Source organism: Pseudomonas sp. NPDC098747, assembly GCF_044760045.1.
GTDB lineage: Bacteria > Pseudomonadota > Gammaproteobacteria > Pseudomonadales > Pseudomonadaceae > Aquipseudomonas.
Window position 1 is genome coordinate 73124 of sequence record NZ_JBIWAL010000011.1, and the last position, 22353, is coordinate 95476.

The following is a 22353-nucleotide window of genomic DNA, read 5'->3' on the forward strand; positions in this document are numbered from 1 at the left end:
GCGGGCCCGCGCCGAAACCGCCACCGACGCCGCACACCAGCGGGTCGAAGCAATCGTCGCCCACGAATACTTCCACAACTGGTCGGGCAACCGCGTGACCTGCCGCGACTGGTTCCAGTTGTCGCTGAAGGAAGGCTTCACCGTATTCCGCGATTCCGGCTTCTCCGCCGACATGAACTCGGCCACGGTCAAGCGCATTCAGGACGTCGCCTACCTGCGCACCCACCAGTTTGCCGAAGATGCAGGTCCCATGGCTCACGCCGTGCGCCCGGACAGCTTCATCGAGATCTCCAACTTCTACACCCTGACCGTGTACGAAAAGGGTTCGGAAGTGGTCGGCATGATCCATACCCTGTTGGGCGCCGAAGGTTTCCGCAAGGGCAGCGATCTGTACTTCGACCGTCACGATGGCCAAGCCGTGACCTGCGATGATTTCATCAAGGCCATGGAAGACGCCAACGGTGTGGACCTGACCCAGTTCAAGCGCTGGTACAGTCAGGCCGGCACACCGCGTCTGGCAGTCAGCGAGTCTTACGATGCAGCGGCGAAAACCTACAGCCTGACCTTCCGCCAAAGCTGCCCGGAAACCCCGGACAAGGTGGAAAAACTGCCGTTCGTGATCCCGGTTGAATTGGGCCTGCTCGACAGCAAAGGTAATGAGATTGCCCTGCGTCTGGTCGGTGAAGCATCGGCCCAAGGCACCACCCGCGTGATCTCGGTGACCGAGGCTGAGCAGACGTTTACCTTCGTCGACATCGCCGAGCAACCGCTGCCATCCTTGCTGCGCGGCTTCTCTGCGCCGGTGAAATTGAGCTTCCCATACAACCGCGATCAACTGATGTTCCTGATGCAGCACGACAGCGACGGCTTCAACCGCTGGGATGCCGGGCAACAACTGTCGGTGCAAGTGTTGCAAGAGCTGATTGCCCAACAGCAGAAGGGCGAAAGCCTGAAGCTCGACCCGCGTCTGGTGTCGGCGCTGCGCACGGTACTGTCGGACGAATCGCTGGATCAGGCGATGGTCGCCGAAATGCTCTCGCTGCCGGGTGAGGCGTACCTCACCGAAATCAGCGAAGTGGCTGATGTCGACGCCATCCACATCGCTCGTGAATTTGCCCGTAAGCAACTGGCTGAAGGTTTGTTCGAGGCACTGTGGCTGCGTTATCAGGCCAACCGTGATCTGTCAAAGAAAACTCCGTACGTGGCCGAGGCCGAGCACTTTGCCCGTCGTGCGTTGCAGAACATCGCGCTGTCGTACCTGATGCTCAGCGGCAAACCGGAAGTTCTCGCAGCGGCGCTGGAGCAGTTCGAAACTGCCGACAACATGACCGAGCGCCTTACCGCGCTGGCGGTGCTGGTCAACTCGCCATACGACGAGCAGAAAGAACTGTCGCTGGCGAGTTTCGCCGAGCACTTCAAGGACAATCCGCTGGTCATGGATCAGTGGTTTAGCGTGCAGGCCGGCAGCACTTTGCCGGGTGGTCTTGCGCGGGTGAAAGCGTTGATGCAGCACCCGGCGTTCAACATCAAGAACCCGAACAAGGTGCGTGCGCTGGCCGGGGCTTTTGCCGGACAGAACCTGATCAACTTCCACGCGGCGGATGGCTCCGGTTATCGCTTCCTGGCGGATCTGGTGATCGAGCTGAACGGCTTCAACCCACAAATCGCTTCGCGCCAACTGGCGCCGCTGACCCGCTGGCGCAAGTACGACACGGCGCGGCAGGCGCTGATGAAAGGCGAGCTGGAGCGGATTCTGGCTTCGGGGTCGCTGTCGAGTGATGTGTATGAAGTGGTGAGCAAGAGCCTGGTTTGATGGTGTTATGAAATCAGTGTTTCAGCGTTAGACCGGCCCTCACCCTAACCCTCTCCCAGTGGGAGAGGGGACTGACCGAGGTGTCTTTCGCTATACGCCGACCTGAACTACCGAGTCGAACTCAGAACTTGAAAAGCTCAAAGATCTGCTCCCTTTCCCCTCGCCCCCTTGGGGGAGAGGGCTGGGGTGAGGGGGCGCTTTTGACGCAGACCGAAATGTGGGAGCGGGCTTGCCCGCGATGGCGGCGTCACATCCAACATTAATGTTGAATGATCTACCGCTATCGCTGGCAAGCCAGCTCCCACAGGTTTTGCGTTTTCTGCTATTTCACATCAAACCGATCCAGATTCATCACCTTCGTCCACGCTGCGACGAAGTCTTTAACGAACTGCTCCTTCGCATCCGCACTCGCATAAACCTCCGCGACCGCCCGCAAGATCGCATTGGAACCAAACACCAGATCAACCCGCGTCGCCGTCCATTTCACGCTGCCGTTTTTACGGTCGCGACCTTCAAACTCGTCCGCATCCCGTGACGTCGGCTTCCACTCCACGCCCATGTCCAGCAGGTTGGTGAAGAAGTCGTTGGTCAGCGCTTCGGTCTGGCTGGTGAACACGCCATGGCGGGTTTGCCCGACGTTAGTGTTCAATACGCGCAAACCACCGAGCAGCACGGTCATTTCCGGCGCGGTCAGGGTGAGCAATTGCGCCTTGTCGATCAGCAGTGCCTCGGCCGCTACGGTGTATTTGCCTTTGCTGTAATTGCGGAAACCATCGGCAATCGGCTCGAGAAAGCCAAACGACTCGATATCGGTTTGCTCTTGCGATGCATCCGCACGCCCCGGCGTAAAAGGCACGGTGACCGAGTGGCCGGCATTTTTCGCCGCCTGCTCGACCCCGGCATTGCCCGCCAGCACGATCAGGTCGGCCAGCGAGACTTTCTTGCCGGTTGCGCCGCCGTTGAACTCGCCCTGAATGCCTTCGAGGGTTTGCAGGACCTTGTCCAGTTGCTCAGGCTGGTTGGCCTGCCAGAACTTCTGCGGCGCCAGACGCAGGCGGCCACCGTTGGCGCCACCGCGTTTGTCCGAGCCACGGAACGTCGACGCCGCCGCCCAGGCGGTCGAAACCAGTTGCGAGACAGAAAGCCCCGATGTCAGCACTTTGCTTTTCAGCGCGGCCACATCGTTATCGTCGACCAGCGGATGAGTGACATCAGGAATCGGGTCTTGCCACAGCAGTTCTTCATTCGGCATTTCCGGGCCGAGGTAGCGTGACAGCGGGCCCATGTCGCGGTGGATCAACTTGTACCAGGCACGCGCAAACGCATCGGCCAACTGGTCGGGATTGGCGAGGAAGCGCCGGGAGATCTGCTCGTAAGCCGGATCGAAGCGCAACGCCAGATCAGACGTCAGCATGGTCGGGTCGATACGTTTGTTCGGGTCATGGGCATGGGGAATGGTGCCGGCACCGGCGCCGTTTTTCGGTTTCCATTGGTGCGCACCGGCCGGGCTTTTGGTCAGCTCCCACTCGAAGCCGAACAGGTTTTCCAAGTAGTTGTTGCTCCACTGGGTTGGCGTGGTGGTCCAGGTCACTTCGAGGCCGCTGGTGATGGTGTCAGCACCCTTGCCGGTGCCGAAGCTGTTTCTCCAGCCCAGACCTTGTTCTTCCAGCCCGGCGGCTTCCGGTTCAGCACCGACGTTATCGGCAGGGCCGGCACCGTGGGTTTTGCCGAAGGCGTGGCCGCCGGCGATCAGTGCCACGGTTTCTTCGTCGTTCATGGCCATGCGGCCGAAGGTTTCGCGAATGTCGCGGGCCGACGCTACCGGGTCTGGATTGCCCTCGGGGCCTTCAGGGTTCACATAAATCAGGCCCATCTGCACGGCGGCGAGAGGGTTTTCCAGATTGCGTTCACCCTGATCGGTGCGGCTTTCTTCTTTACCGTGCAAATCCGGCTCAGCCACCAGCGTACCGTCGCCGGGTTCCTGCATCGGCTCCTTGCTTTTGCCGTAGCGGCTGTCGCCACCCAGCCACTCGTTTTCCGAACCCCAATACACGTCTTCGTCCGGTTCCCAGACATCCGCGCGACCACCGGAGAAACCGAAGGTCTTGAAGCCCATGGATTCCAGCGCGACGTTACCGGTGAGGACTATTAAGTCGGCCCAGGAAATGTTGCGGCCATATTTCTGCTTGATCGGCCACAGCAGACGGCGGGCCTTGTCGAGGCTGACGTTGTCCGGCCAGCTGTTGAGCGGTGCAAAACGTTGCTGGCCGGAGCCGGCGCCACCGCGGCCATCCGCGGTGCGATAAGTGCCAGCGCTGTGCCAGGCCATACGAACGAAGAGGGGACCATAGTGGCCGAAGTCTGCTGGCCACCAGTCCTGAGAGTCGGTCATCAGCGCGCGCAGGTCTTGTTTCAGCGCCTGGAAATCCAGGCTTTTGAAGGCGTTGGCGTAGTCGAAGTCCTTGCCCAGCGGATCGGACTTGGGCGAGTGCTGACTCAGGATCTTCAGGTTGAGTTGATTCGGCCACCAGTCACGGTTCGTCGTGCCACCACCGGCGGCGTGGTTGAACGGGCATTTCGATTCGTTTGCCATGTTCGGTTCCCTATCAGGTCTGCGACGGCCGGCTCGTGCCGACTTCGGACTTGTAAGGCTAGACCCGAGTTGGCAAGTCAGCTAATAGCCCGACTGATGGACGCTGATAGGCAGAGTCTTTTACCGCTGATATATCGGATCGCGGGGTACGTCAACTGGACTGAGCCGCCTCATCCTCCAGCACTTCATCCAACATATCTTCCTGCCCCGGCACTTCAGTGATCACACTGAAATCCGTAACTTCCACCGCACCCAGCCCATACCCCAGCAAATGGAAAGAGAACGCCTTGCGCTGCTGCGGGTTATCAAAACTGAAATCCATCTCCAGCGGTTGATCCGCCGTGGCGACCATTTCTGTTGGCAATCCCAGTTGCACGTCCTGCTCGAATTCCTTGGCCTTGAGCTGGATATACGCCGCCTGCTGCGGATCGACCGAGCGTACGGTCAGGCGCACGCGGGTGTGCGAGCCCTTGGGCATTTCCAGGTATTGCGCGCCGATCAGGTTATCGGCCCAGTCGTCGTTGATCTGCGCTTGCAGTGCAATGACGTTGGTGCTGCCGAACTGATAGCGATGGTTGAGCGGGGTGCGTAGCAGTGACAGGTCGAGTGCCGTGGCGCGGGCGGCGATTTGCCGGGCGCGCTGGCCGCTGTAGCTGCCCTTGAACGTGGCGCTCTCGGCGATGAAACCGGGGCTTTCGTAGTAGCGGCAGCGGCGCGGCATGTCACATTCGGAGAAGATGCCCTGGCCGTCGTGATAACGCAGTTTGCCGTTGGTGAAGGACATGATTTCGCGACCGGAATCATAGTCGCGAAACAGCGAGCGACCGCTTAGCGCAGTCGGCACCGGCAGGTCGAAGTAGTCGAGGATCGACGTGCTCAGGTCAACATGACCATAGACCCCGGCATTCAGGCGCGGCAGTTGTGCCTGCTCCGGCGCCAGCGTCAGGTTGAAGCCCCACGACGAGGCCAGACGCACGCCGTCGATGCCGTGGGATTCATCCGAAGTGATCACCACCAGCGTGTCTTTGAGTACGCCCTGGCGCTCAAGACCTGCGAGGAATTGATCCAGCGCATCGTCAAGATAACCGACGGCGGCTTGCTTGGGTGTCTCGTAGCGCTCCAGATAATCGTCTGGCGCAGAGTAGGGCTGATGTGTGCCCACGGTCAGCAGGGTTAGCATCCACGGCTGTTTCTGCTTGTTCAATTGGCCGACGTAATCCAGCGCACCTTCGAAGAACGCCTTGTCATCCTTGCCCCACGGAAACTCCAGATAGTTGGCGTTGGTGAACCACTCCAGGCCATGAGTCGCATCGAAACCGATGTGCGGCATGATCTTGTCTTTGGCCATGAAGCGCAGGCCGGCGCCTTGCAGATAGTGAGTGCTGAAGCCGTGTTCGCGCAGTTGCGCCGGCAGGCAAGCCTGATTACGTTCGGTGAGGGTGAGCATTTCCACGCCTTTGGGCGTGCCGTTATTGAGCTTGTCGTAATCGCCGCAGAGCATCGCGTACAGACCGCGAATGGTCTGGTGCGTGTGCAGAACGTAATCCGGGGTGTTCATGCCGCGCTCGGCCCAGCGGCTGAGGTTGGGCATCAGGTCTTCCTGATAATGGCTGCCGATGGCTTCGCGGTTGGCGCGGATGTAAGCGCCGGGAATGCCTTCCAGGGCAATGACCAGCACGTTGCGCGCCTGACCCGGCGCGGCCAGCAGTTTTTGCCCGTTGAGGTCGACGTCGGTAAGCCCGGCCATTGCTGGCGTGGCTTCTTCGACATCACCGTCAAGCCATTCCTCGGCCTGAATCTGTATATCGGCGACCTCAGTGGCGAGCAATTGATGCGGCAGGTTGTACGCGCGCCACGGATCGTCCTCACTCGGCCACAGGTTCTGCGTGCCCCAGTGTGCGGCGAACAGCACCAAAGGCGCGCTCCAGACCGCGCGGGGCAGAGGCGGGCGGGTGATGCCGCGTCCGGTGAACTGCGTCAGCAGCCAGAACGCCAAGGCCAGCAGCAAGGTGATGCCCAGCGCCGGATGCGCCAGACCACCACCGGTGGAGTTTTCGACGAATTGCGGATCAATCAGGTAATGCACATCGGAAGGACTCGGCAAACGGCCAACGGCGCTGACCAACTCGGCCGTGGCCACGGCCAACAGCGCCCAGAACACCAGCACCGGCAGCGCCAGCCACCATGCCCGTCGATGCAGCAAAACCACCAGCAAACTGCCGATGGCCAAATCAGACAAATAGCCCAGCGGAGTCGACCAGCCCAGCGCCGCGCGCAGGCAAACCGGCACGATCAGTACCAACAGAATCAAGGAAAAGAGACGGGCATAAGGCTGCCGCAACCAGCGAAAAAAGGCGCTCACAAAAAAGACCTTCCAGTCATAAAATCGTCAAAAAAGTGTGGGCGATGATACCAAGGGTCAGCTGTCTGATCGCCTTTTAAAACTTCAAGGTGATCCGCTGTCGGGCGGCATCGGAAGCGGGGGACAACGGGCTGGAGCCCAGTCAGGGGTTCGTGTGTGACAGTAAACCCGGGATACGGCAGGCGGATCGGTGCAGGCGTTTTTTTGTTTCAGGCTGTTTAACCGAAACTGGAATCCGCCCGCACCGACTTTTACTTAGTTCAAGCCATCATCAAAGATGCTTTCAATCGACAGCTCAAACGCCCGGGCAATCTGAAACGCCAGCGGTAGGCTAGGATCGTAGCGTTCGTTTTCAATGGCATTAATCGTTTGGCGTGACACGTTCAGGCGTTCAGCCAGATCGACCTGCGACCATTTGCGCTCGGCGCGCAGTTCCTTGAGGCGGTTTTTCATTGGTAGCGGCGTCGGGCGATTTGCAGGCCGAGGATCCACATCGCGCCCATCACCGGCCAGACGCAGGTCCATGGAATGTGCGGCGCGCCAACGTTTTCCAGAAAACCGTAGCTGAAGGTCAGCAGCGCTGAAGCGGCAAACGCGAAGCCCAGCGCTTCGAACTGGATGCGCAGGTGCATTTCGTCCATGCGGCGCATGTTGCGCACGATGGCCCAGCACATCAAACCTGCCGGGAGGATCGGCGTCAGGGCGACAGCTGAACGCAGAATAACGTTGGCATCCATCAGGTATTGCGAGGCAACCAGTGAGGTGACCAACGCCACCGTGTAAAGGATCAGTGCTGCGCCCATTTCCAGGTAATACCGGTTCATGCTTACTTCCTATGTAAAAGACCCTTTACATAATCGCGAAAGATTTTCCTCATGTAAAGCCTGCTTTCCACAAAAGCCGATTTCCCAAATCCAAAAAGGGGCTGGCTGATCAACGATCAGGCCGCCCCTTTTTTGTTACCGCTCAGTCAGATCAATGCATTTTGCTGTGATCGTGACCTTCCATATTGGTCAGCGAACGCACGCTGGCCTTCACTTCAACGGTCTCTTTTTCGCCCTTGGCGTTTTCCACGGTCAGGGTCAGCGGCACGGATTCACCTTCTTTCAACTGACCGGTCAGGCCCATCAACATCACGTGGTAACCGTTCGGATCAAGCTTGACGGCTTTACCAGCCGGCAGGTCGACCGACTTCACCGGGCCCATGCTCATGACGTCGTTCTTCATGCTCATTTCGTGGATCTGCACGTCTTTGGCCACTGGCGTCGCGACGCTGAGCAGCTTGCTGTCGCTGTCGGCGGTGAGGGTCATGAACGCGCCGCTGGCGGACTGGGTCGGCACGGTCGCACGCACCCAGGCGTCGTCGACTTTGGTCTGCGCCGAGACCTGAAAAGCCAGGCCCAGCAGGGACAGACCGAGTACCGCGCGTTTGATGGTGTTCAGAACAGGTTGCATCAGCAGACCTCCATAACAGTAAGCAAATCTTCCGTGCATTCTTCTGCCGAAAGCGAGGTGGACAGACCCACGCGCAGTTCGCCACGCGAGTCGAAGACGTAACTGGTGGCGGTGTGCGAGATGGTGTAGGTGTCGCCAGCCGGGACCTTCTCGAAGAACACGTCGAATTCCTTGGCCGTGGCCTTGGTTTCCTCAAGCGTGCCATACAGCGCGACGAATGTCGGGTCGAAGGCTTTGACGTAGGCGTCGAGGATTTGCGGCGTGTCCCGCTCGGGATCGAGAGTGATGAAGATCACCTGCAAACGATCGCCGTCCTTGCCCATCAGTTTTTTGATTTTTGCCGCGCGGGCCAGGGTGGTCGGGCAGACCGCCGGGCACTGGGTGAAGCCGAAGAACACCATCGGCATCAGGCCGCGGAAGCTCGACAGGGTCATGGTATCGCCGTCGGTGTCCTTCAGTTTGAAGGTGCGCCCCATGATCTTGTTACTCAGATCCTTGCCGTACTTGTACGACAGTTGGCCGCGGGTGTCGCAGCCGGCGAGCAGGCCGAGCCCGAGTACGCCCATTCCCGCAAGTACCTTGCGGCGAGTCAACAAAGCCGTCATCTAATACCGCCTTTTGCAGCCCGTCAGTCGGCAGGACCGGCGGGGGGTTAACCGTAAAAGCGGCGCATGATACCAAACTGACGGCAAGCGCCGACCGCGGATCGCCGGTCAGCGTAGGATCGAGCGACAAAAGGTGTAAGAAAAAGTGACTAGACGGTCGAAGGGGCTACCGCTTTGTCGCTGTCTCGCCCTTTGAACGTCAGCCAGAAAAGCAGCAGTACCGCGACCGAGAAACCGGCCGGAAACAGCCAGATGCTGCGCCAGTCATGCCCGTTGGCTGAGGCAAAGTGATCGGTAATCTGACCCGCAATCCAGAAGCCAATGAGCATACCCAAACCGTAAGTCGCCAGGGTGATCAGGCCTTGAGCCGAGCTGCGAAAGCGCTCCGGGGCCTTGGCGTCGGTGTAGATCTGCCCGCAGACGAAGAAAAAGTCGTAGCAGACGCCGTGCAGCGCAATGCCGATGAGCAGCATGAACGCCTGATCACCGTTGTCGCCGAAGGCAAACAGCACATAACGCAACGCCCAGGCCAGCATGCCGACCAGCAGTGCAATCTTGATGCCGAAACGCTGGATGAACAGTGGCAGAAGCAGCATGAACAACACTTCGGACACTTGCCCGATGGCCATCTTCGCTGTGGGATTGGTGACGCCTATTTCAGCGAGGAACGGGTTGGCATTCTGGTAATAAAACGCCAGAGGAATGCAGATCAGAATCGACGCGAGGAAGAACACCAGATAGCTGCGATCCTTGAGCAGACTCAACGCATCGACACCCAGCATCTGCTTCAGGCTTGCCGAACCTGCAGTGGATTTCAGCGGTGCGGTATTCGGCAGGCTGAAGCTGTAGAGACCCAGCACCAGCGACGCTACGGCAGACATCAGGAAGGTGTTGCGCAAGCCACCCGTCGCGATGGCCTGTTGCGAGTCCCAGGCAAAACCAAAGCTGATCACGATGCCGGCGACAATCCAGCCGACGGTGCCCCAAACGCGTATGCGCGAAAACTCCAGGGCCGGGTCTTTGATTTGTCGGAACGCCACCGCATTGACCAAGGCCAGCGTCGGCATGTAGACCATCATGTAAGCCAGCACATAGGGATAAAAATCGCTGAAATCCGCCGCCCTATAGAGCTGGAACAGCAACACCGCGCCGATCAGATGCAGCACGGCGAGAATGCGTTCTGCATTGAAGAACCGATCGGCAATCAGGCCAATCACGAAGGGCGCAATGATCGCGCCCCACGACTGGGTCGAAAACGCCATCCCCACCTGGCCGCCGCTGGCCGCCAGCGTTGTGGTGAGGAAGGTGCCGAGGGTGACGAACCAGCCACCCCAGATAAAAAACTGCAAAAACATCATCACGCTGAGTCGCGCATTCATTACGTTCATTTCAATCACCGTATTATTTTTATGTCGGTAACAGCGGTAAATCAGTGGTCGTGAAGCCCCAACAGGCGTCGGTTGGATTGCTCGTCAGCGGTCACGCTGGCGAAGTCGTCGAAGGCCTTGCGGGTCTTGGTGATCATGTGTTGTTCGATGAAGGCAGCACCTTCGGCAGCCCCTTGCGCGGCATCTTTCAGACAGCATTCCCACTCGAGCACGGCCCAGCCGTTGAAGTCGTATTGGGTCAACTTGCTGAAGATCGATTTGAAGTCGATCTGGCCGTCCCCCAGCGAGCGGAATCGACCCGGACGATCAACCCAGCCTTGATAACCGCCGTATACACCGGAGCGTGCGTCGGGACGGAACTCGGCGTCCTTCACATGGAACATGCGGATGCGCTCGTGATAGCGATCGATGAACCCCAGGTAGTCCATCTGCTGTAACAGCAAGTGGCTCGGGTCATACAGAATCGCGGCGCGTGGATGATGATTCACCGCCTCAAGAAAGCGCTCGAAAGAGGCGCCGTCGTGCAGGTCTTCGCCGGGATGGATTTCGTAACACAGGTCGACACCGGCCTCCTCGAAACAGTCGAGTATCGGCAGCCAGCGCTCGGCCAGTTCGGCAAAGCCTTGCTCGACCAGACCGGCAGGGCGTTGCGGCCACGGGTAGACGTATGGCCAGAGCAGGGCGCCGGAAAAGGTTGCGTGGGCTGTCAGCCCGAGGCGCTGACTGGCGCGCGCGGCCAGTTTCAACTGGTTGATCGCCCACTCGGTGCGCGCCTGCGGTTTGCCGCGCAAATTCTCTGGGGCGAAGTCGTCGAAGAGGCTGTCGAACGCCGGATGCACCGCGACCAGTTGGCCTTGCAGGTGCGTCGACAACTCGCTGATCACCACGCCGGCCTTGGCGCAAATTGCGATAAGTTCGTCGCAGTAATCCTGACTCTCGGCGGCGCGCTCAAGATCAATGAAACGCGTGCCAAGGGTCGGCAACTGGATGGCCTTGTAGCCTTGCGAGGCCGCCCATTGCGCAATGTTGGCGAGGGAGTCGAAGGGCGCTTCGTCTGCGATGAACTGCGCGAGAAAGATGCCTGGGCCGCGCATGCCGCCAGCGTTCGTTTGATCAGTTTTCATTGGCAGATGCTCCGTTCAACTGGCGAGGTATTTCGCTCCACTTGGCATCACCGCGGTGGTTGGCGATGGCGGTTTCGATGAAGGCCATGCCGCGCAGACCGGCTTCTATACCGGGCACGCCGGGCGCGTCAGGGCCGCTCGCCCCTTGGAGAATTGCCTGCGCGAGGTCGCCGTAAAGATTGGCCATGGCTTCGAGATAACCTTCCGGGTGCCCAGCGGGCAGGCGCATACGCCGGGTTGCAGCGTCACATAGCCATGGCTGGCCGAGGCCGGAACGCAGCACGCGCATGGGTTCGTTCAATGGCCGGTGGATCAGACTGGCGGGCTCTTCCTGACGCCACTCCAAACCTCCCTTGTCGCCATACAAACGAATTTTCAGCGGATTTTCTTCCCCGGCGCACACCTGACTGGCGATCAACACGCCACTGGCGCCATCGGCCATTTTGAACAGCATGGCGGCATCGTCATCCAGTTGGCGGCTGCCGAAGTGCGAGCCGAGCATCGCGCTGATGAACTGGATCGGCTGGCCGGCGACAAACTCCGCCAGCGAAAACGCGTGAGTCCCGATGTCGCCGATGCATCCGCCAATGCCCGATTGCTCAGGGTTGTCGCGCCAGTCGGCCTGCTTGTTGCCTTGTCCGGCGACGTCGGTGCTGAGCCAGCCTTGCGGGTATTCGACGAGGACTTTGCGCAAGTGGCCGATAACGCCGCTGGCGACCATTTCGCGGGCCTGCCAGACCATCGGGTAACCCAGATAGGTGTGCGCCAGCGCGTAGATTCGCTGACTGCTGCTGACGACGCGTTCGAGGTCCTGCACTTCGGCCAAATTGAGCGCAGCGGGCTTCTCGCTGAAGACATGGAAACCGGCGCTCAATGCTGCGCTGGCGATAGGGGCGTGCAAGTGGTTGGGCGTGACGATCACCAGCAGTTCCATGCGCTGATCGGGCGGCAGCATGGATTCGGCGGTGAGCATGTCTTGCCAGGCGTCGTAACAGCGCTGCGCGGGCAGACCCAGTGCGGCGCCGCTGCGCTGATTGTTTTGCGCGTCTCGGCTGAACGCACCGCAGACCAGTTCGAAGCGTCCATCGAGGCCGGCTGCCTGCCGGTGTGCCTGAGCGATGAAGGCGCCTTCGCCCCCACCGACGAAGCCCATTCTTATTTTTCGAGCAGCAGCGATCATGGCAATTGTCTCAGTGGATAGCGCATAAAATGTTAGTGATGTAACCGGTTACATCGCGGGAGAAATTTAGGCTTGAAATGCATGGCTGTCAAACCATGTCTGACGAATGTCGGCGTTTCGGCGCGCGGCGCTGTGCGGTAAGCTCGGCGGCCGATTTGATTGAAAGTGCGAGGCAGACTTGTCCAATATCCGCGAAGTGGCACGGTTGGCGGGCGTCTCGGTGGCAACGGTGTCGAGAACACTGAAGTCCCCTGAGCGCGTACTGCCCGATACCCGCGATCGGGTCATGGCAGCCGTCGAGCAGGCCGGGTATCGGCCGAATCTGATGGCCGTGCAGTTTCGCTCACGCCGAACCGGGAACCTGGTAATTCTGGTCCCGACCATCGCCAACACGTTTTTTGCCCGGGTCATCAGCGGTGCGCAACAGGCTGCGCAAGCCGCCGGCTACAGATTGTTGCTGTGCGACACCCAGGGCCGAGAAGCACTCGAACGCCAGTTCGCCGATCTGGTGTATGCCCATCAAGCGGATGGCGTGATTCAACTGCGCGCCTTCGACCCCTTCGAAGGCTCAACTTCGGGGCAGGATCTGCCACCGATCGTCAATGCCTGCGAAGTGATCCAGCAAGGGCGCCATCCGACAATCAGCCTCGACAACGTCGCGGCCGCCAAGGCGATGACCGAGCATTTGATCGCGCTTGGGCATCGGCGCATCGGCCTGATCAAAGGGTCGAAAGGTAGTCCGCTGACGCGCGATCGTCTGGCAGGATACGAACAGGCAATACGCCAGGCGGGCCTTGCGCTGGACGACGCGCTCGTCTGCCACGGCGATTTCAGTCTGGCGGCGGGCTACGCCGGTGCCGGAAAAATGCTCGCACTCGACGACCGGCCGAGTGCGCTGTTTTGTGAAAGTGACGAGATGGCGATTGGTGCGCTCAAGCGCATCAAGGAGGAGGGATTGCGCGTGCCGGAGGACATTTCGTTGGCGGGATTCGATGATATTCCGATGGCGGCTTACTGCGATCCACCGCTGACGACCATCTCCCAACCGGCGGAAATGTTCGGCGAGAAAGCCGTCGAAATGCTGATTGCGCTGATCGAGAAACAGCCGTCGCCTGCCCGACATGTGGTGTTGCCGTTCCAGCTGACGCCACGGGGCAGCACGGCGCGAATTGAACCGCCTTACTCGGATTCCAGCTTCAACGATTGATACCACTCGGCATACGGCGTGTTGCTCACTTTGTAGCGGTTGTAATCCGCATTGCCGTCGTCCCACCAAACCGGGCCACGTTCGCCCAATGCCACTTTGACGGCTTGCACATGCGCCCTGGCTGTTTTCAATTCTTGCGGGTCACCCAGCAACTTAGCCGCTTTGACTTCGCGTCGCGCTGTCATCAAGTCGTCGACCAGATGCTGGCGTTGTTGCGGGTCCAACGCTGGGTTACTGCATCGCCAAAGCTGTTCTTTGACCACGAAATAACGGCCGTCAGGCGTGGTTGGATACATCTGCTCACCTCTCTGAAGACGCAGGCAGTTCTGGAAACTGGCAGCCCGCGGCGTTATCCAATCGACAATGGGGAGGTGCGGGGATTCAAATCGATGCGTTGGATTGTCCTGTTCAAGTTGACGGTGAAACACTTTTCAGCCGATTTATCCAGCGCTGGGGTGTCAGTAATCTGTGCCCATCTTGAACGCAACAAGAACTTCCCCAACTAAAAAGGACTGCACAGATGAACACGCCAACCTACAACCGCCTCAACAAAGACGACGCCGTAGTACTGCTGGTTGACCACCAGACCGGTTTGATTTCTCTGGTGCAAGACTTCTCGCCAAACGAGTTCAAGAACAACGTTTTGGCCCTGGCCGATCTGGCCAAGTTCTTCGAACTGCCGACCATCCTCACCACCAGTTTCGAACAAGGCCCGAACGGCCCGCTGGTACCGGAACTGAAAGAGATGTTTCCCGACGCGCCCTACATCGCCCGCCCAGGCCAGATCAACGCCTGGGACAACGAAGACTTCGTCAAGGCGATCAAAGCCACCGGCCGCAAGCAGATCATCATCGCCGGCGTGGTAACCGATGTTTGTGTGGCGTTCCCGACGCTGTCGGCACTGGCCGAAGGCTTTGAAGTGTTCGTGGTCACCGATGCCTCCGGCACCTTCAACACCACCGTGCAACAAGCCGCATGGAGCCGCATGACTCAGGCCGGCGCACAGATGATGAACTGGTTCTCGGTAGCCTGTGAGCTGCACCGCGACTGGCGCAACGACATCGAAGGGCTGGGCAATCTGCTGTCGCAGCGGATTCCGAACTATCGCAATTTGATGAATGGTTACTCGGCGCTGACGGCTCAGCAAAAGTAAGTCGATGCTGAAAAACGAAAAGCCTGCCCTGAAAAGCAGGCTTTTTCGTATGTGTTTGATTGAGGATTCGAGCCTTCTTCATAGCGGCTACATGCCAATTAGTAGGGCAGCCTAGCGGAGGGGAAGTGATTGTTCACCCGAGTTGGATAGTAATCCGTTTCAAGCTTGGGATAATTCAGGAGAGTCCGAAGCTATGTTAATGTGCCATTACATTAACGGTATGGAGAGTCGTGATGGGGTGGAAAGGGACTGTACGATCACTGCAAGCGTCAGCACGGAGATCAGAGCGCAATGCTCATCGCCGCCAGCGTGAACTTGAAAAAAGGCATAAAGAATACGCAAAGATGGAGGCGCTGGAACAAGCGGCGTATGAAGTCGATGTGTACGAAAACCACATAGATATACTCCTTTCGATGCACAAGGACTGTGCCGACCCAGTCAAATGGAACCGGCTAATCTCCAATCCCGAGCCGCGACAGCCAATCAATAGTTGTGCTCTCGAACAGCGAGCCACGCATTCGGCTACCACGTATCGTCCAAATTTTTGGGCTCGTATCTTTAAGCTAGAGGCCCGCAAACGCGTAGCGCTGATGGGTAAAGTTCGCGCCGCGCAAGCAGAGGACGAGAGGCAATATCAGGCTCAGTTGGATGAATGGAAGACTGCTCATGCAGAGTGGGCAGAGCAACGGGATATCGCAGTCCGTATCCTAGATGGCGACCGTCAGGCCAAGTTGGACGCCATCGAAGCGTTTGAATCGTTTGCAGAAATCTCACATCTTGGCTCAGCCATTCAGATGATTGTTCACGAAGGTGGTGTTCTAGAAGCGAAAGTCGCTATCCATGGCTCCGACGTGATTCCGAGCGAAATCAAATCTCTTCTGAAAAGTGGCAAGCTTTCTACCAAAGCGATGCCTATTGGCCGGTTCAACGAACTTCACCAAGACTACGTATGCAGCTGTGCCCTTCGAGTAGGGCGAGAGCTGTTGGCAATTCTGTCTGATGAGTTAGTCATCGTCACAGCTCTGGATAACGTGCTCAACGGCTCCACAGGTCATATGCAAGAGCAACCAATTTTAAGTGTTGCTTTCTCTAGATCCACCGTAGACGGGCTCAACCTCGAATCCATTGATCCTTCCGATGCGATGAAAAATTTTGTCCATAACATGAGTTTCAAAAAGGCCGCCGGATTTTCAGCCGTTACAGCCCTTGATGCTCAACGCTTCGCTGAAGCCGTTTAATCAAGTCAACTCTGAATACAGTGAATGAAATGGTAAGCATGAAACAAATCGGCGTGTACGCAGGGGTATTGGGCGCATTGGCATCAGTAGCGGCGCTCTTGCTCCCGACCGAAGCCGTTTCTCCTCTGTCTAAAACTCTGACTGCTCAGCCGCTGAGCCGACGTTGTTAATCGACAGCCTGCCCTGAAAAGCAGGTTTTTGTTTCTTCTACCGTATGAAATCAGAATTGCAAGATAGCCATCATTCGAGAGGCATTGCCCGGTACGTCTTGTACAGCCGCTGAACCTCAGGATCATCCAGACTCTGGTACGTAATGCCTTCCTTATCCAGACCATCCAGCCCCGTTAACCCGCCAATCATTTGCGGCCATTCCTCTCGGCTGGAAATCTCGATGATTAAGGGTGCCAGGTAATCATCCAGATGGCCTTGGAAAGGATCTCGAATCTCTTCGCTGAGCGCCCGCAAGTAGTCATCCTTGCTTGTTTTTGACCAGTCGATGGCGAACTTGGTCCTAAAGCACAGCTCCATGTAAACGAGCAGGATCGTACGGCCATTGCCATCCAGAAAAGGGTGAGCAGAGGCCAGTTGGCCCATTACCTCGCCAGGCCGGTGCGGAAGCGTTTTTTGTTGGCTGCTAGCTCAAGGGCGTATTCGATAGCCCTTTTGATGAGGTCGGGGCGCTCAAATGCCGTGTGATGAGGATCGTCTTGCGATCCCTTGAAAACTGCCAAGTGGGGCACCAGTTCATTCCTGTCTTTCCCCGCCCAAGGGTAAAAACCGGAGAAAAGGATTTCGTGGACTTTGAGGACTGCTGTGTAGTCGATGGGCTTTTTCTTGGCGAGATAGGCAAGAGCGTCGTCGATACTGGCTTCGAAGGAGAGGTGCTCAGACTCCTTTACTTCGATGGGGTCTTTGAGTTTGAGCGAGTTTTGAAGATAACCTTCTGTATCGAAATCGCCGAAGGGGTCGAAGGTCATGCGCTGAGTTGCTTTTTGCAACGCCTTTTTTCCTGCAGGTAGCGTCCTTGCAGGGCCATGATCTCTGTTTTGCTCAAAACACCTTTTCTTTTGAGATTGACGAGCAATTGCTCAACGCCGTCCAGTTCCACGACATCACCCGCCAAGCGTGTGATCGTAACTGCCATACGACTCAGGCTGTCTCGGTCGGCGGTAATCTTGTGTTCTTTGGCGAGCTGGCGAACTTCGGCCGCAACGCTGTCAGTGGCGGATCTGGTCATTTGGAAACCCTCGTTTTCTCCTTCGAAGCATAGCATGCGGCTTTTTCTGTAAGCGTGCAGCATGCGAAGGCGCTGTGTCATTCAACATCTCTTTAGGCTAACACGACCCCTTCGCGAGCAAGCTCGCTCCCACAGGTTTGAACGTTGCTCACAGATCTTCGGACCGCTCAACATCCTGTAGGAGCATTCGAGTGAAACGAGGCTGCGATCTTTTGATTTTGATGTTTGAAAACAAGATCAAAAGATCGCAGCGTGCCGCAGCTCCACACGGGACGGTTTAGGGGATCAAAGCCCTGTCCCTTCCGACAGCAAATTACTCACCCGCGAAACCAGGGTGTCGACCGCAAAAGGCTTGGTCAGCACTTGCATGCCCGGGCCGAGTTGAGCGTTGCCGATGACGGCGTTTTCGGCGTAGCCGGTGATGAACAGGGTCTTGAGTTTCGGGCGGATTTCCCGGCCGGCATCGGCCATCTGTCGGCCGTTCATGCCGCCTGGCAAGCCGACATCGGTAATGAGTAGGTCGATTTGCGCGTCGGAGCGCAGCGTTTCCAGGCCTTCGACGCTGTCGGCTGCATCCAGCACGGTATAGCCGAGTTCGCTGAGCACGTCTTTGAGCAGCATCCGCACGGTCGGTTCGTCGTCGACAATGAGGATGGTTTCGCCTGCTTTGACCAGCGGTGTTGTCGTACTGCGAGTGGCGTCGTGATGCTGTTTTGCCTCACCGCGATAGCGTGGCAGGTAGATGCACATCGTCGTGCCTTGGCCGACGTGTGAATGCACGCGCACCTGACCACCGGATTGTTTGGTGAAGCCGTAGATCATCGACAGCCCAAGGCCTGTGCCCTGGCCGAGCGGCTTGGTGGTGAAAAACGGGTCGAAGGCCTTGGCGATGACTTCTGCGCTCATGCCGGTGCCGGTGTCCGTGACGCAGAGGCAAAGGTATTCGCCTTCGGGAATCTCCAGTGTGCGGGCCGACTCGACTGCCATGGAGCGATTGGCGGTTTCCACCGTGATGCTTCCGCCATCGGGCATGGCATCGCGGGCGTTGATGCACAGGTTCAGCAGGGCGTTTTCCAGTTGGCTGGCATCGACCAGCGCCGGCCACAGATCGGGTGCCACCAAGGTCTTCAAATGAATGCTCGGGCCGACAGTGCGCTGAATCAACTCGGTCATGCCGACAATCAGCGTATTGACATCCGTTGGCCGTGGATCGAGGGTCTGGCGTCGGGAAAACGCCAGCAGTCGATGGGTTAGCGCCGCCGCACGTTTGGTCGCGCCTTGGGCGGTCACCAGATACTTGTCGACGTCCTTGATACGGCCCTGAGCGATGCGTTTTTCCATCAGTTCCAGGGCGGCGGAAATGCCGGCCAGCAGGTTGTTGAAGTCATGGGCCAGGCCGCCGGTCAGTTGGCCGACGGCTTCCATTTTCTGCGATTGGCGCAGTTTTTCCTCGGCTTGCATGAGATCGGCAGTGCGTGCCGTTACGCGTTGTTCCAGAGTGTCGTTGAGCGCGCGCAATGCCGCGTTGGCCCGGTCGCGCTCGGCCTCGACACTGCGCCGCTCTTCTACATCGATGAGCACGCCGGGGAAACGCAGCGCAGTGCCGTCGTCGGCACACTCGACGCGTCCGTTGGCTTCGAGCCAGTTGTATTTTCCATCGGCGTCGCGCACGCGGTACTGATGGGAATAGGCGCCGCCGCGAGCAATCGCTTCGTTGATCGCAGCGATGAGTCCGTCCCGGTCGTCGGGGTGAACGGTCATCACCACTTGTTCCAGGCTCAGGCCTTCGCGGCCCAAAGCGGGGTCGAGGTTGAACACCTTGGCGAACGCTTCATCCACGGTAAAGCTGTCGGTCGGCAGGTCCCAGTGCCAGGTGCCGATAATGGCGCCAGCGGCGAGGGCGAGTTGTACACGCTCGACGTTTTCCCGCGCGAGTGCTTCGCTGACGCGCAGGCGCTCTTCGGCGTCTCGCCGTTCAGTGACGTCATTGAAGAGGATCGCGATTTGCCGGTCGGCCGGGTTGCCGACTTGTACGGCACGCACATCGAACCAGCGTTCAAAGGTGTTGGCGTAACTCTCGAAGTTCGCCGGCTCGCCCGTTTTGGCCACGTGCCCGTAGGTCTCGAACCAGAACTTTTCCAGATTGGGTGCGAACTCGGTCACCCATTTACCGCGCAGATTAACCCCGCATTGACGTTCGAATGCTGGGTTGGCGTCGACGAAGAAGTAATCCACCGGGCGGTCATCGGCGTCGAATTTGACGTTGACGATGGCGAATGCAGCTTCGATGGTTTCCAGAATGGTGCTGAAGCGCTCCTCGCTCAGGCGCAGCGCAGTTTCGGCACTGCGCGAGCGGGTCAGATCGAGCATCGCGCCGATCATGCGTTCGGCGTGGCCGTCGGCATTGCGGATCAAGTGTCCGCGATCGAGCACTTCGGCGTAGGAACCGTCCTGACAGCGGAAGCGATATTCGGCGCTCCAGGTCGATCCGCTGCCGTCGATGGCCGAGCGAATCGAGGTCTCGACGCGCTCACGATCCTGCGGGTGGATCTGGGCAAGGCGCCAGTCGCTCGTTGGCTCGATGGCTGCGGACGGGAATCCATAAGCCTGCTGTAACGCGTCGTTCCAGACAATCTGTCGGGTCTGAAGATCCCAGTCCCAGACCGCATCGCGGGTCGCCTTGAGCGCTAGGCGATAACGTTCTTGCGATTCGAAGAGCGCACGGCCGGCGAGATGCTCCTGGGTGCGGTCACGGAGGATTTTCACGAAACCCAAATGAGATTGATCGTCAGCATAGAGCGGCATCAGTTCGCCCGATGCCCAGAACATCTGACCGCCCTTGCGCAGGTGCCAGCGTTCGTCGCAGGCGCGCCCTTCAAGCAGAGCGCGCTGCATTTCCAGTTCAACACGGCCAGTGGCGCGATCGGCTGGAGTGAAAAATAGCGCAGCGCTTTGGCCGAGCATTTCCTCGGCCGTCCAGCCCATGACATTGACGGCGCCGGCGTTCCATTCGGTAATAATGCCCCGCGGGTCGGTGGCGACCATGGCGAAATCGATCGCGCACTCGAGGATCGCCCGTTGGCGCGCTTCATTGGCGGCGAGCGCCGCTCGGCTGGCGACCAGTTGCGCGGCGATATCGTGCTGGGCGCCGCTGGCGGGTGTTTGTCCTGGGCCAGTTTCCAGCGCCTGGCGCAGACGCACAACCTCTGACTCAAGCGCCTCGCGGGTAAGATGTTTCAGGATTTTCACCACTCACGCCTGATTGATTGTTGTGATCTGAACGCGTTCAACGTGCTGCAAACAAACACTACGGGTCACCCATTGACACGGCGCGCCATGCATAAGTTGCAGGCGTAAAGGGTGGCGCTTGCTGATCTACAACGACTGCCCGTTATCCAGCTTGTCGAGTAGCGATTGCCCGCGTTGCCAAAGGGCCTGCTGTTTGTCTTGCGGCATGCGGTCGAGGTTTTTGTAGAGCATGCCCATGCGGTGATTGCTGCGCAGCAGATTGCCGTGGCGCATCAGAAAATGCCAGTACAGCGCGTTGAACGGGCAGGCGTCGTCTGTGGTGCTTTCGCTCACCTTGTAGGCGCAATCGCGACAGTAATCGGACATTCGCTTGATGTACTGGCCGCTGGCGCAGTAAGGCTTGGAACCCAGGTAACCGCCATCGGCGTGCATGACCATGCCCAAGGTGTTGGGCAACTCGACCCAGTCGAACGCGTCCATGTAGATAGCTAGATACCATTCGCAGATCTCGCTCGGCGCGATGCCGGCCAGCAAGGCGAAATTGCCGGTGACCATGAGCCGCTGGATGTGGTGGGCATAGGCGTGTTTGAGGCTTTGACCAATGGCCTGGCGCATGCAGTTCATCTGCGTTTCACCGGTCCAGTAGAACTCCGGCAATGGCCTGCTGTTACCGAATGCATTGCCCTCGGCGTAGTCGGGCATTTTCAGCCAATAAACCCCACGCACGTATTCACGCCAGCCGATCAGTTGCCGAATGAAGCCTTCGGCGGCATTCAGGGCAACGCCGCCCGCCCAGTAGGCTGACTCGACGTCGCTGCACAACTGCCGCAGGTCGAGCAAACCAATGTTGAGCGCAGCACTGATGCGTGCATGGAACAGGAACGGCTCGTCGCTGGCCATGGCGTCCTGATAATCGCCAAAACCGGCCAAGCCGAAATCCAGAAAGTATTGCCACAGCGCCTGGGCGTCAGCGTGAGTCACCGGGTAGTTGAAGTCATCCAGAGAACCGTAGTGATTGGCGAAGCGATCGCGCACCAAGGCGAGTACTTCCCGGGTGATGGTGTCTGCGCTGAAGTTGAGCGGGTAGGGCGCCTTCACGCCTTTGGGCAGCGACTTGCGGTTGTCGGCATCGAAATTCCACGCGCCACCCACCGGAGTACCGTCGCCATTGAGCAACAGCCTGCTCTTGCGACGCATCTCGCGGTAGAAGAACTCCATGCGCAGCTGTTTTTTACCGGCAGCCCAATCGGCGAACTCGGTGCGAGTGCAAAGAAAACGGCTGTCACTGTGCCAATGGATCGGCAAGCCACAACCCTTAAGCGAATGCTCCAGACGCCAGTCGCCGCATTCGGTCAGGTGCAGTTCGTTCGGCTGTAGAAGCGCTTGCCAGCGCTGCAACTCACTCGGCACAGCGCCGGTGTTCTGCGGATCGTCGAGCCTGACGTACTGCACCCGAAAGCCTTGATCCCGCAACGCCTGAGCAAAATGACGCATGGCGCTGAACACCAGGACGATTTTTTGTGGGTGATGAGGAACATGGCTGGCTTCCTCCATCACCTCAACCAGCAGGACGGTATCGCGTTCGCGATCAAGCCCCTGCAACGAGGCGAGATCGAAAGATAACTGGTCACCGAGGACCAGACACAGGCGGTTAGCAGTATTCAAAACGCGATCAGCCAGATGAGAGGCAATAGGGGTAGCCAGTGGTTTGGGAATCCTTGTTCAGATAGTTGTACGTAATTTAGATTT

Annotated in this window: 17 protein-coding genes and 1 pseudogene; 4 read left to right on the plus strand and 14 right to left on the minus strand. The window is 58.5% G+C overall.

Going from position 1 to position 22353, the window contains the following annotated elements; genetic code table 11:
* On the plus strand, nucleotides 1-1813 hold a 1813-nt coding region (gene pepN, locus ACIQVE_RS09790), incomplete at its 5' end, for an aminopeptidase N (RefSeq protein WP_402807300.1).
* 322 nt (nucleotides 1814-2135) lie between these two features.
* Here the strand turns inward: pepN and katG are convergent.
* The 9 genes from katG to ACIQVE_RS09835 form a co-directional block, all read right to left on the minus strand.
* Complete coding sequence (katG, locus tag ACIQVE_RS09795; RefSeq protein WP_402807302.1) at nucleotides 2136-4406, minus strand: catalase/peroxidase HPI; 2271 nt, start codon at nucleotides 4404-4406, stop codon at nucleotides 2136-2138.
* A 151-nt stretch (nucleotides 4407-4557) separates the two neighbouring features.
* Nucleotides 4558-6768 carry an LTA synthase family protein gene (locus tag ACIQVE_RS09800; protein ID WP_402807304.1) on the minus strand — a complete coding sequence of 737 codons (2211 nt, stop codon included), beginning with the start codon at nucleotides 6766-6768 and terminating at the stop codon, nucleotides 4558-4560.
* 255 nt (nucleotides 6769-7023) lie between these two features.
* Complete coding sequence (locus tag ACIQVE_RS09805; protein WP_402807305.1) at nucleotides 7024-7221, minus strand: helix-turn-helix transcriptional regulator; 198 nt, start codon at nucleotides 7219-7221, stop codon at nucleotides 7024-7026.
* Nucleotides 7218-7592, minus strand: a complete 375-nt coding sequence (locus tag ACIQVE_RS09810; protein WP_402807308.1) for a hypothetical protein — start codon at nucleotides 7590-7592, stop codon at nucleotides 7218-7220. Before ACIQVE_RS09810 ends, ACIQVE_RS09805 begins: the two co-directional genes overlap by 4 nt.
* A gap of 151 nt (nucleotides 7593-7743) precedes the next feature.
* The gene (locus ACIQVE_RS09815) at nucleotides 7744-8223 is read right to left on the minus strand and encodes a copper chaperone PCu(A)C (RefSeq protein ID WP_402807310.1); all 480 of its coding nucleotides are present in this window, start codon (nucleotides 8221-8223) and stop codon (nucleotides 7744-7746) included.
* A complete protein-coding gene (locus ACIQVE_RS09820; RefSeq protein ID WP_402807313.1) occupies nucleotides 8223-8828 on the minus strand; it encodes an SCO family protein in 606 nt (201 codons plus the stop codon). Before ACIQVE_RS09820 ends, ACIQVE_RS09815 begins: the two co-directional genes overlap by 1 nt.
* A gap of 149 nt (nucleotides 8829-8977) precedes the next feature.
* On the minus strand, nucleotides 8978-10216 hold the full coding sequence (locus ACIQVE_RS09825; protein WP_402807316.1) for a nucleoside permease: 1239 nt from the start codon (nucleotides 10214-10216) through the stop codon (nucleotides 8978-8980).
* 41 nt (nucleotides 10217-10257) lie between these two features.
* Nucleotides 10258-11310 carry a sugar phosphate isomerase/epimerase family protein gene (locus ACIQVE_RS09830; protein ID WP_402807465.1) on the minus strand — a complete coding sequence of 351 codons (1053 nt, stop codon included), beginning with the start codon at nucleotides 11308-11310 and terminating at the stop codon, nucleotides 10258-10260.
* 19 nt (nucleotides 11311-11329) lie between these two features.
* A complete protein-coding gene (locus ACIQVE_RS09835; RefSeq protein WP_402807319.1) occupies nucleotides 11330-12520 on the minus strand; it encodes a Gfo/Idh/MocA family protein in 1191 nt (396 codons plus the stop codon).
* A 178-nt stretch (nucleotides 12521-12698) separates the two neighbouring features.
* Between ACIQVE_RS09835 and ACIQVE_RS09840 the strand changes: the two genes are divergently transcribed.
* Nucleotides 12699-13727 (plus strand): LacI family DNA-binding transcriptional regulator, encoded by a 1029-nt coding sequence (locus tag ACIQVE_RS09840; protein WP_402807322.1) that lies wholly within the window; start codon nucleotides 12699-12701, stop codon nucleotides 13725-13727.
* Here ACIQVE_RS09840 and ACIQVE_RS09845 read toward each other — a convergent pair.
* On the minus strand, nucleotides 13700-14023 hold the full coding sequence (locus ACIQVE_RS09845) for a hypothetical protein (protein WP_402807324.1): 324 nt from the start codon (nucleotides 14021-14023) through the stop codon (nucleotides 13700-13702). The two genes, ACIQVE_RS09840 and ACIQVE_RS09845, sit on opposite strands and share 28 nt — an antisense overlap.
* Before the next feature lie 224 nt (nucleotides 14024-14247).
* On the opposite strand from ACIQVE_RS09845, the gene ycaC reads away from it, so the two are divergent.
* Nucleotides 14248-14880 (plus strand): isochorismate family cysteine hydrolase YcaC, encoded by a 633-nt coding sequence (ycaC, locus tag ACIQVE_RS09850; RefSeq protein ID WP_402807327.1) that lies wholly within the window; start codon nucleotides 14248-14250, stop codon nucleotides 14878-14880.
* Between the two features lie 233 nt (nucleotides 14881-15113).
* Nucleotides 15114-16118 carry a hypothetical protein gene (locus ACIQVE_RS09855; protein ID WP_402807329.1) on the plus strand — a complete coding sequence of 335 codons (1005 nt, stop codon included), beginning with the start codon at nucleotides 15114-15116 and terminating at the stop codon, nucleotides 16116-16118.
* Between the two features lie 240 nt (nucleotides 16119-16358).
* Here the strand turns inward: ACIQVE_RS09855 and ACIQVE_RS09860 are convergent.
* The 4 genes and pseudogenes from ACIQVE_RS09860 to ACIQVE_RS09875 form a co-directional block, all read right to left on the minus strand.
* Nucleotides 16359-17095 (minus strand): annotated as a pseudogene (locus ACIQVE_RS09860) (Fic family protein).
* Nucleotides 17092-17355 carry a hypothetical protein gene (locus ACIQVE_RS09865; protein ID WP_402807467.1) on the minus strand — a complete coding sequence of 88 codons (264 nt, stop codon included), beginning with the start codon at nucleotides 17353-17355 and terminating at the stop codon, nucleotides 17092-17094. Before ACIQVE_RS09865 ends, ACIQVE_RS09860 begins: the two are co-directional and overlap by 4 nt.
* 285 nt (nucleotides 17356-17640) lie before the next feature.
* On the minus strand, nucleotides 17641-20556 hold the full coding sequence (locus ACIQVE_RS09870; RefSeq protein ID WP_402807470.1) for a PAS domain-containing protein: 2916 nt from the start codon (nucleotides 20554-20556) through the stop codon (nucleotides 17641-17643).
* A 174-nt stretch (nucleotides 20557-20730) separates the two neighbouring features.
* The gene (locus ACIQVE_RS09875; RefSeq protein WP_402807332.1) at nucleotides 20731-22269 is read right to left on the minus strand and encodes a cryptochrome/photolyase family protein; all 1539 of its coding nucleotides are present in this window, start codon (nucleotides 22267-22269) and stop codon (nucleotides 20731-20733) included.
* Nucleotides 22270-22353: the final 84 nt, after the last annotated feature.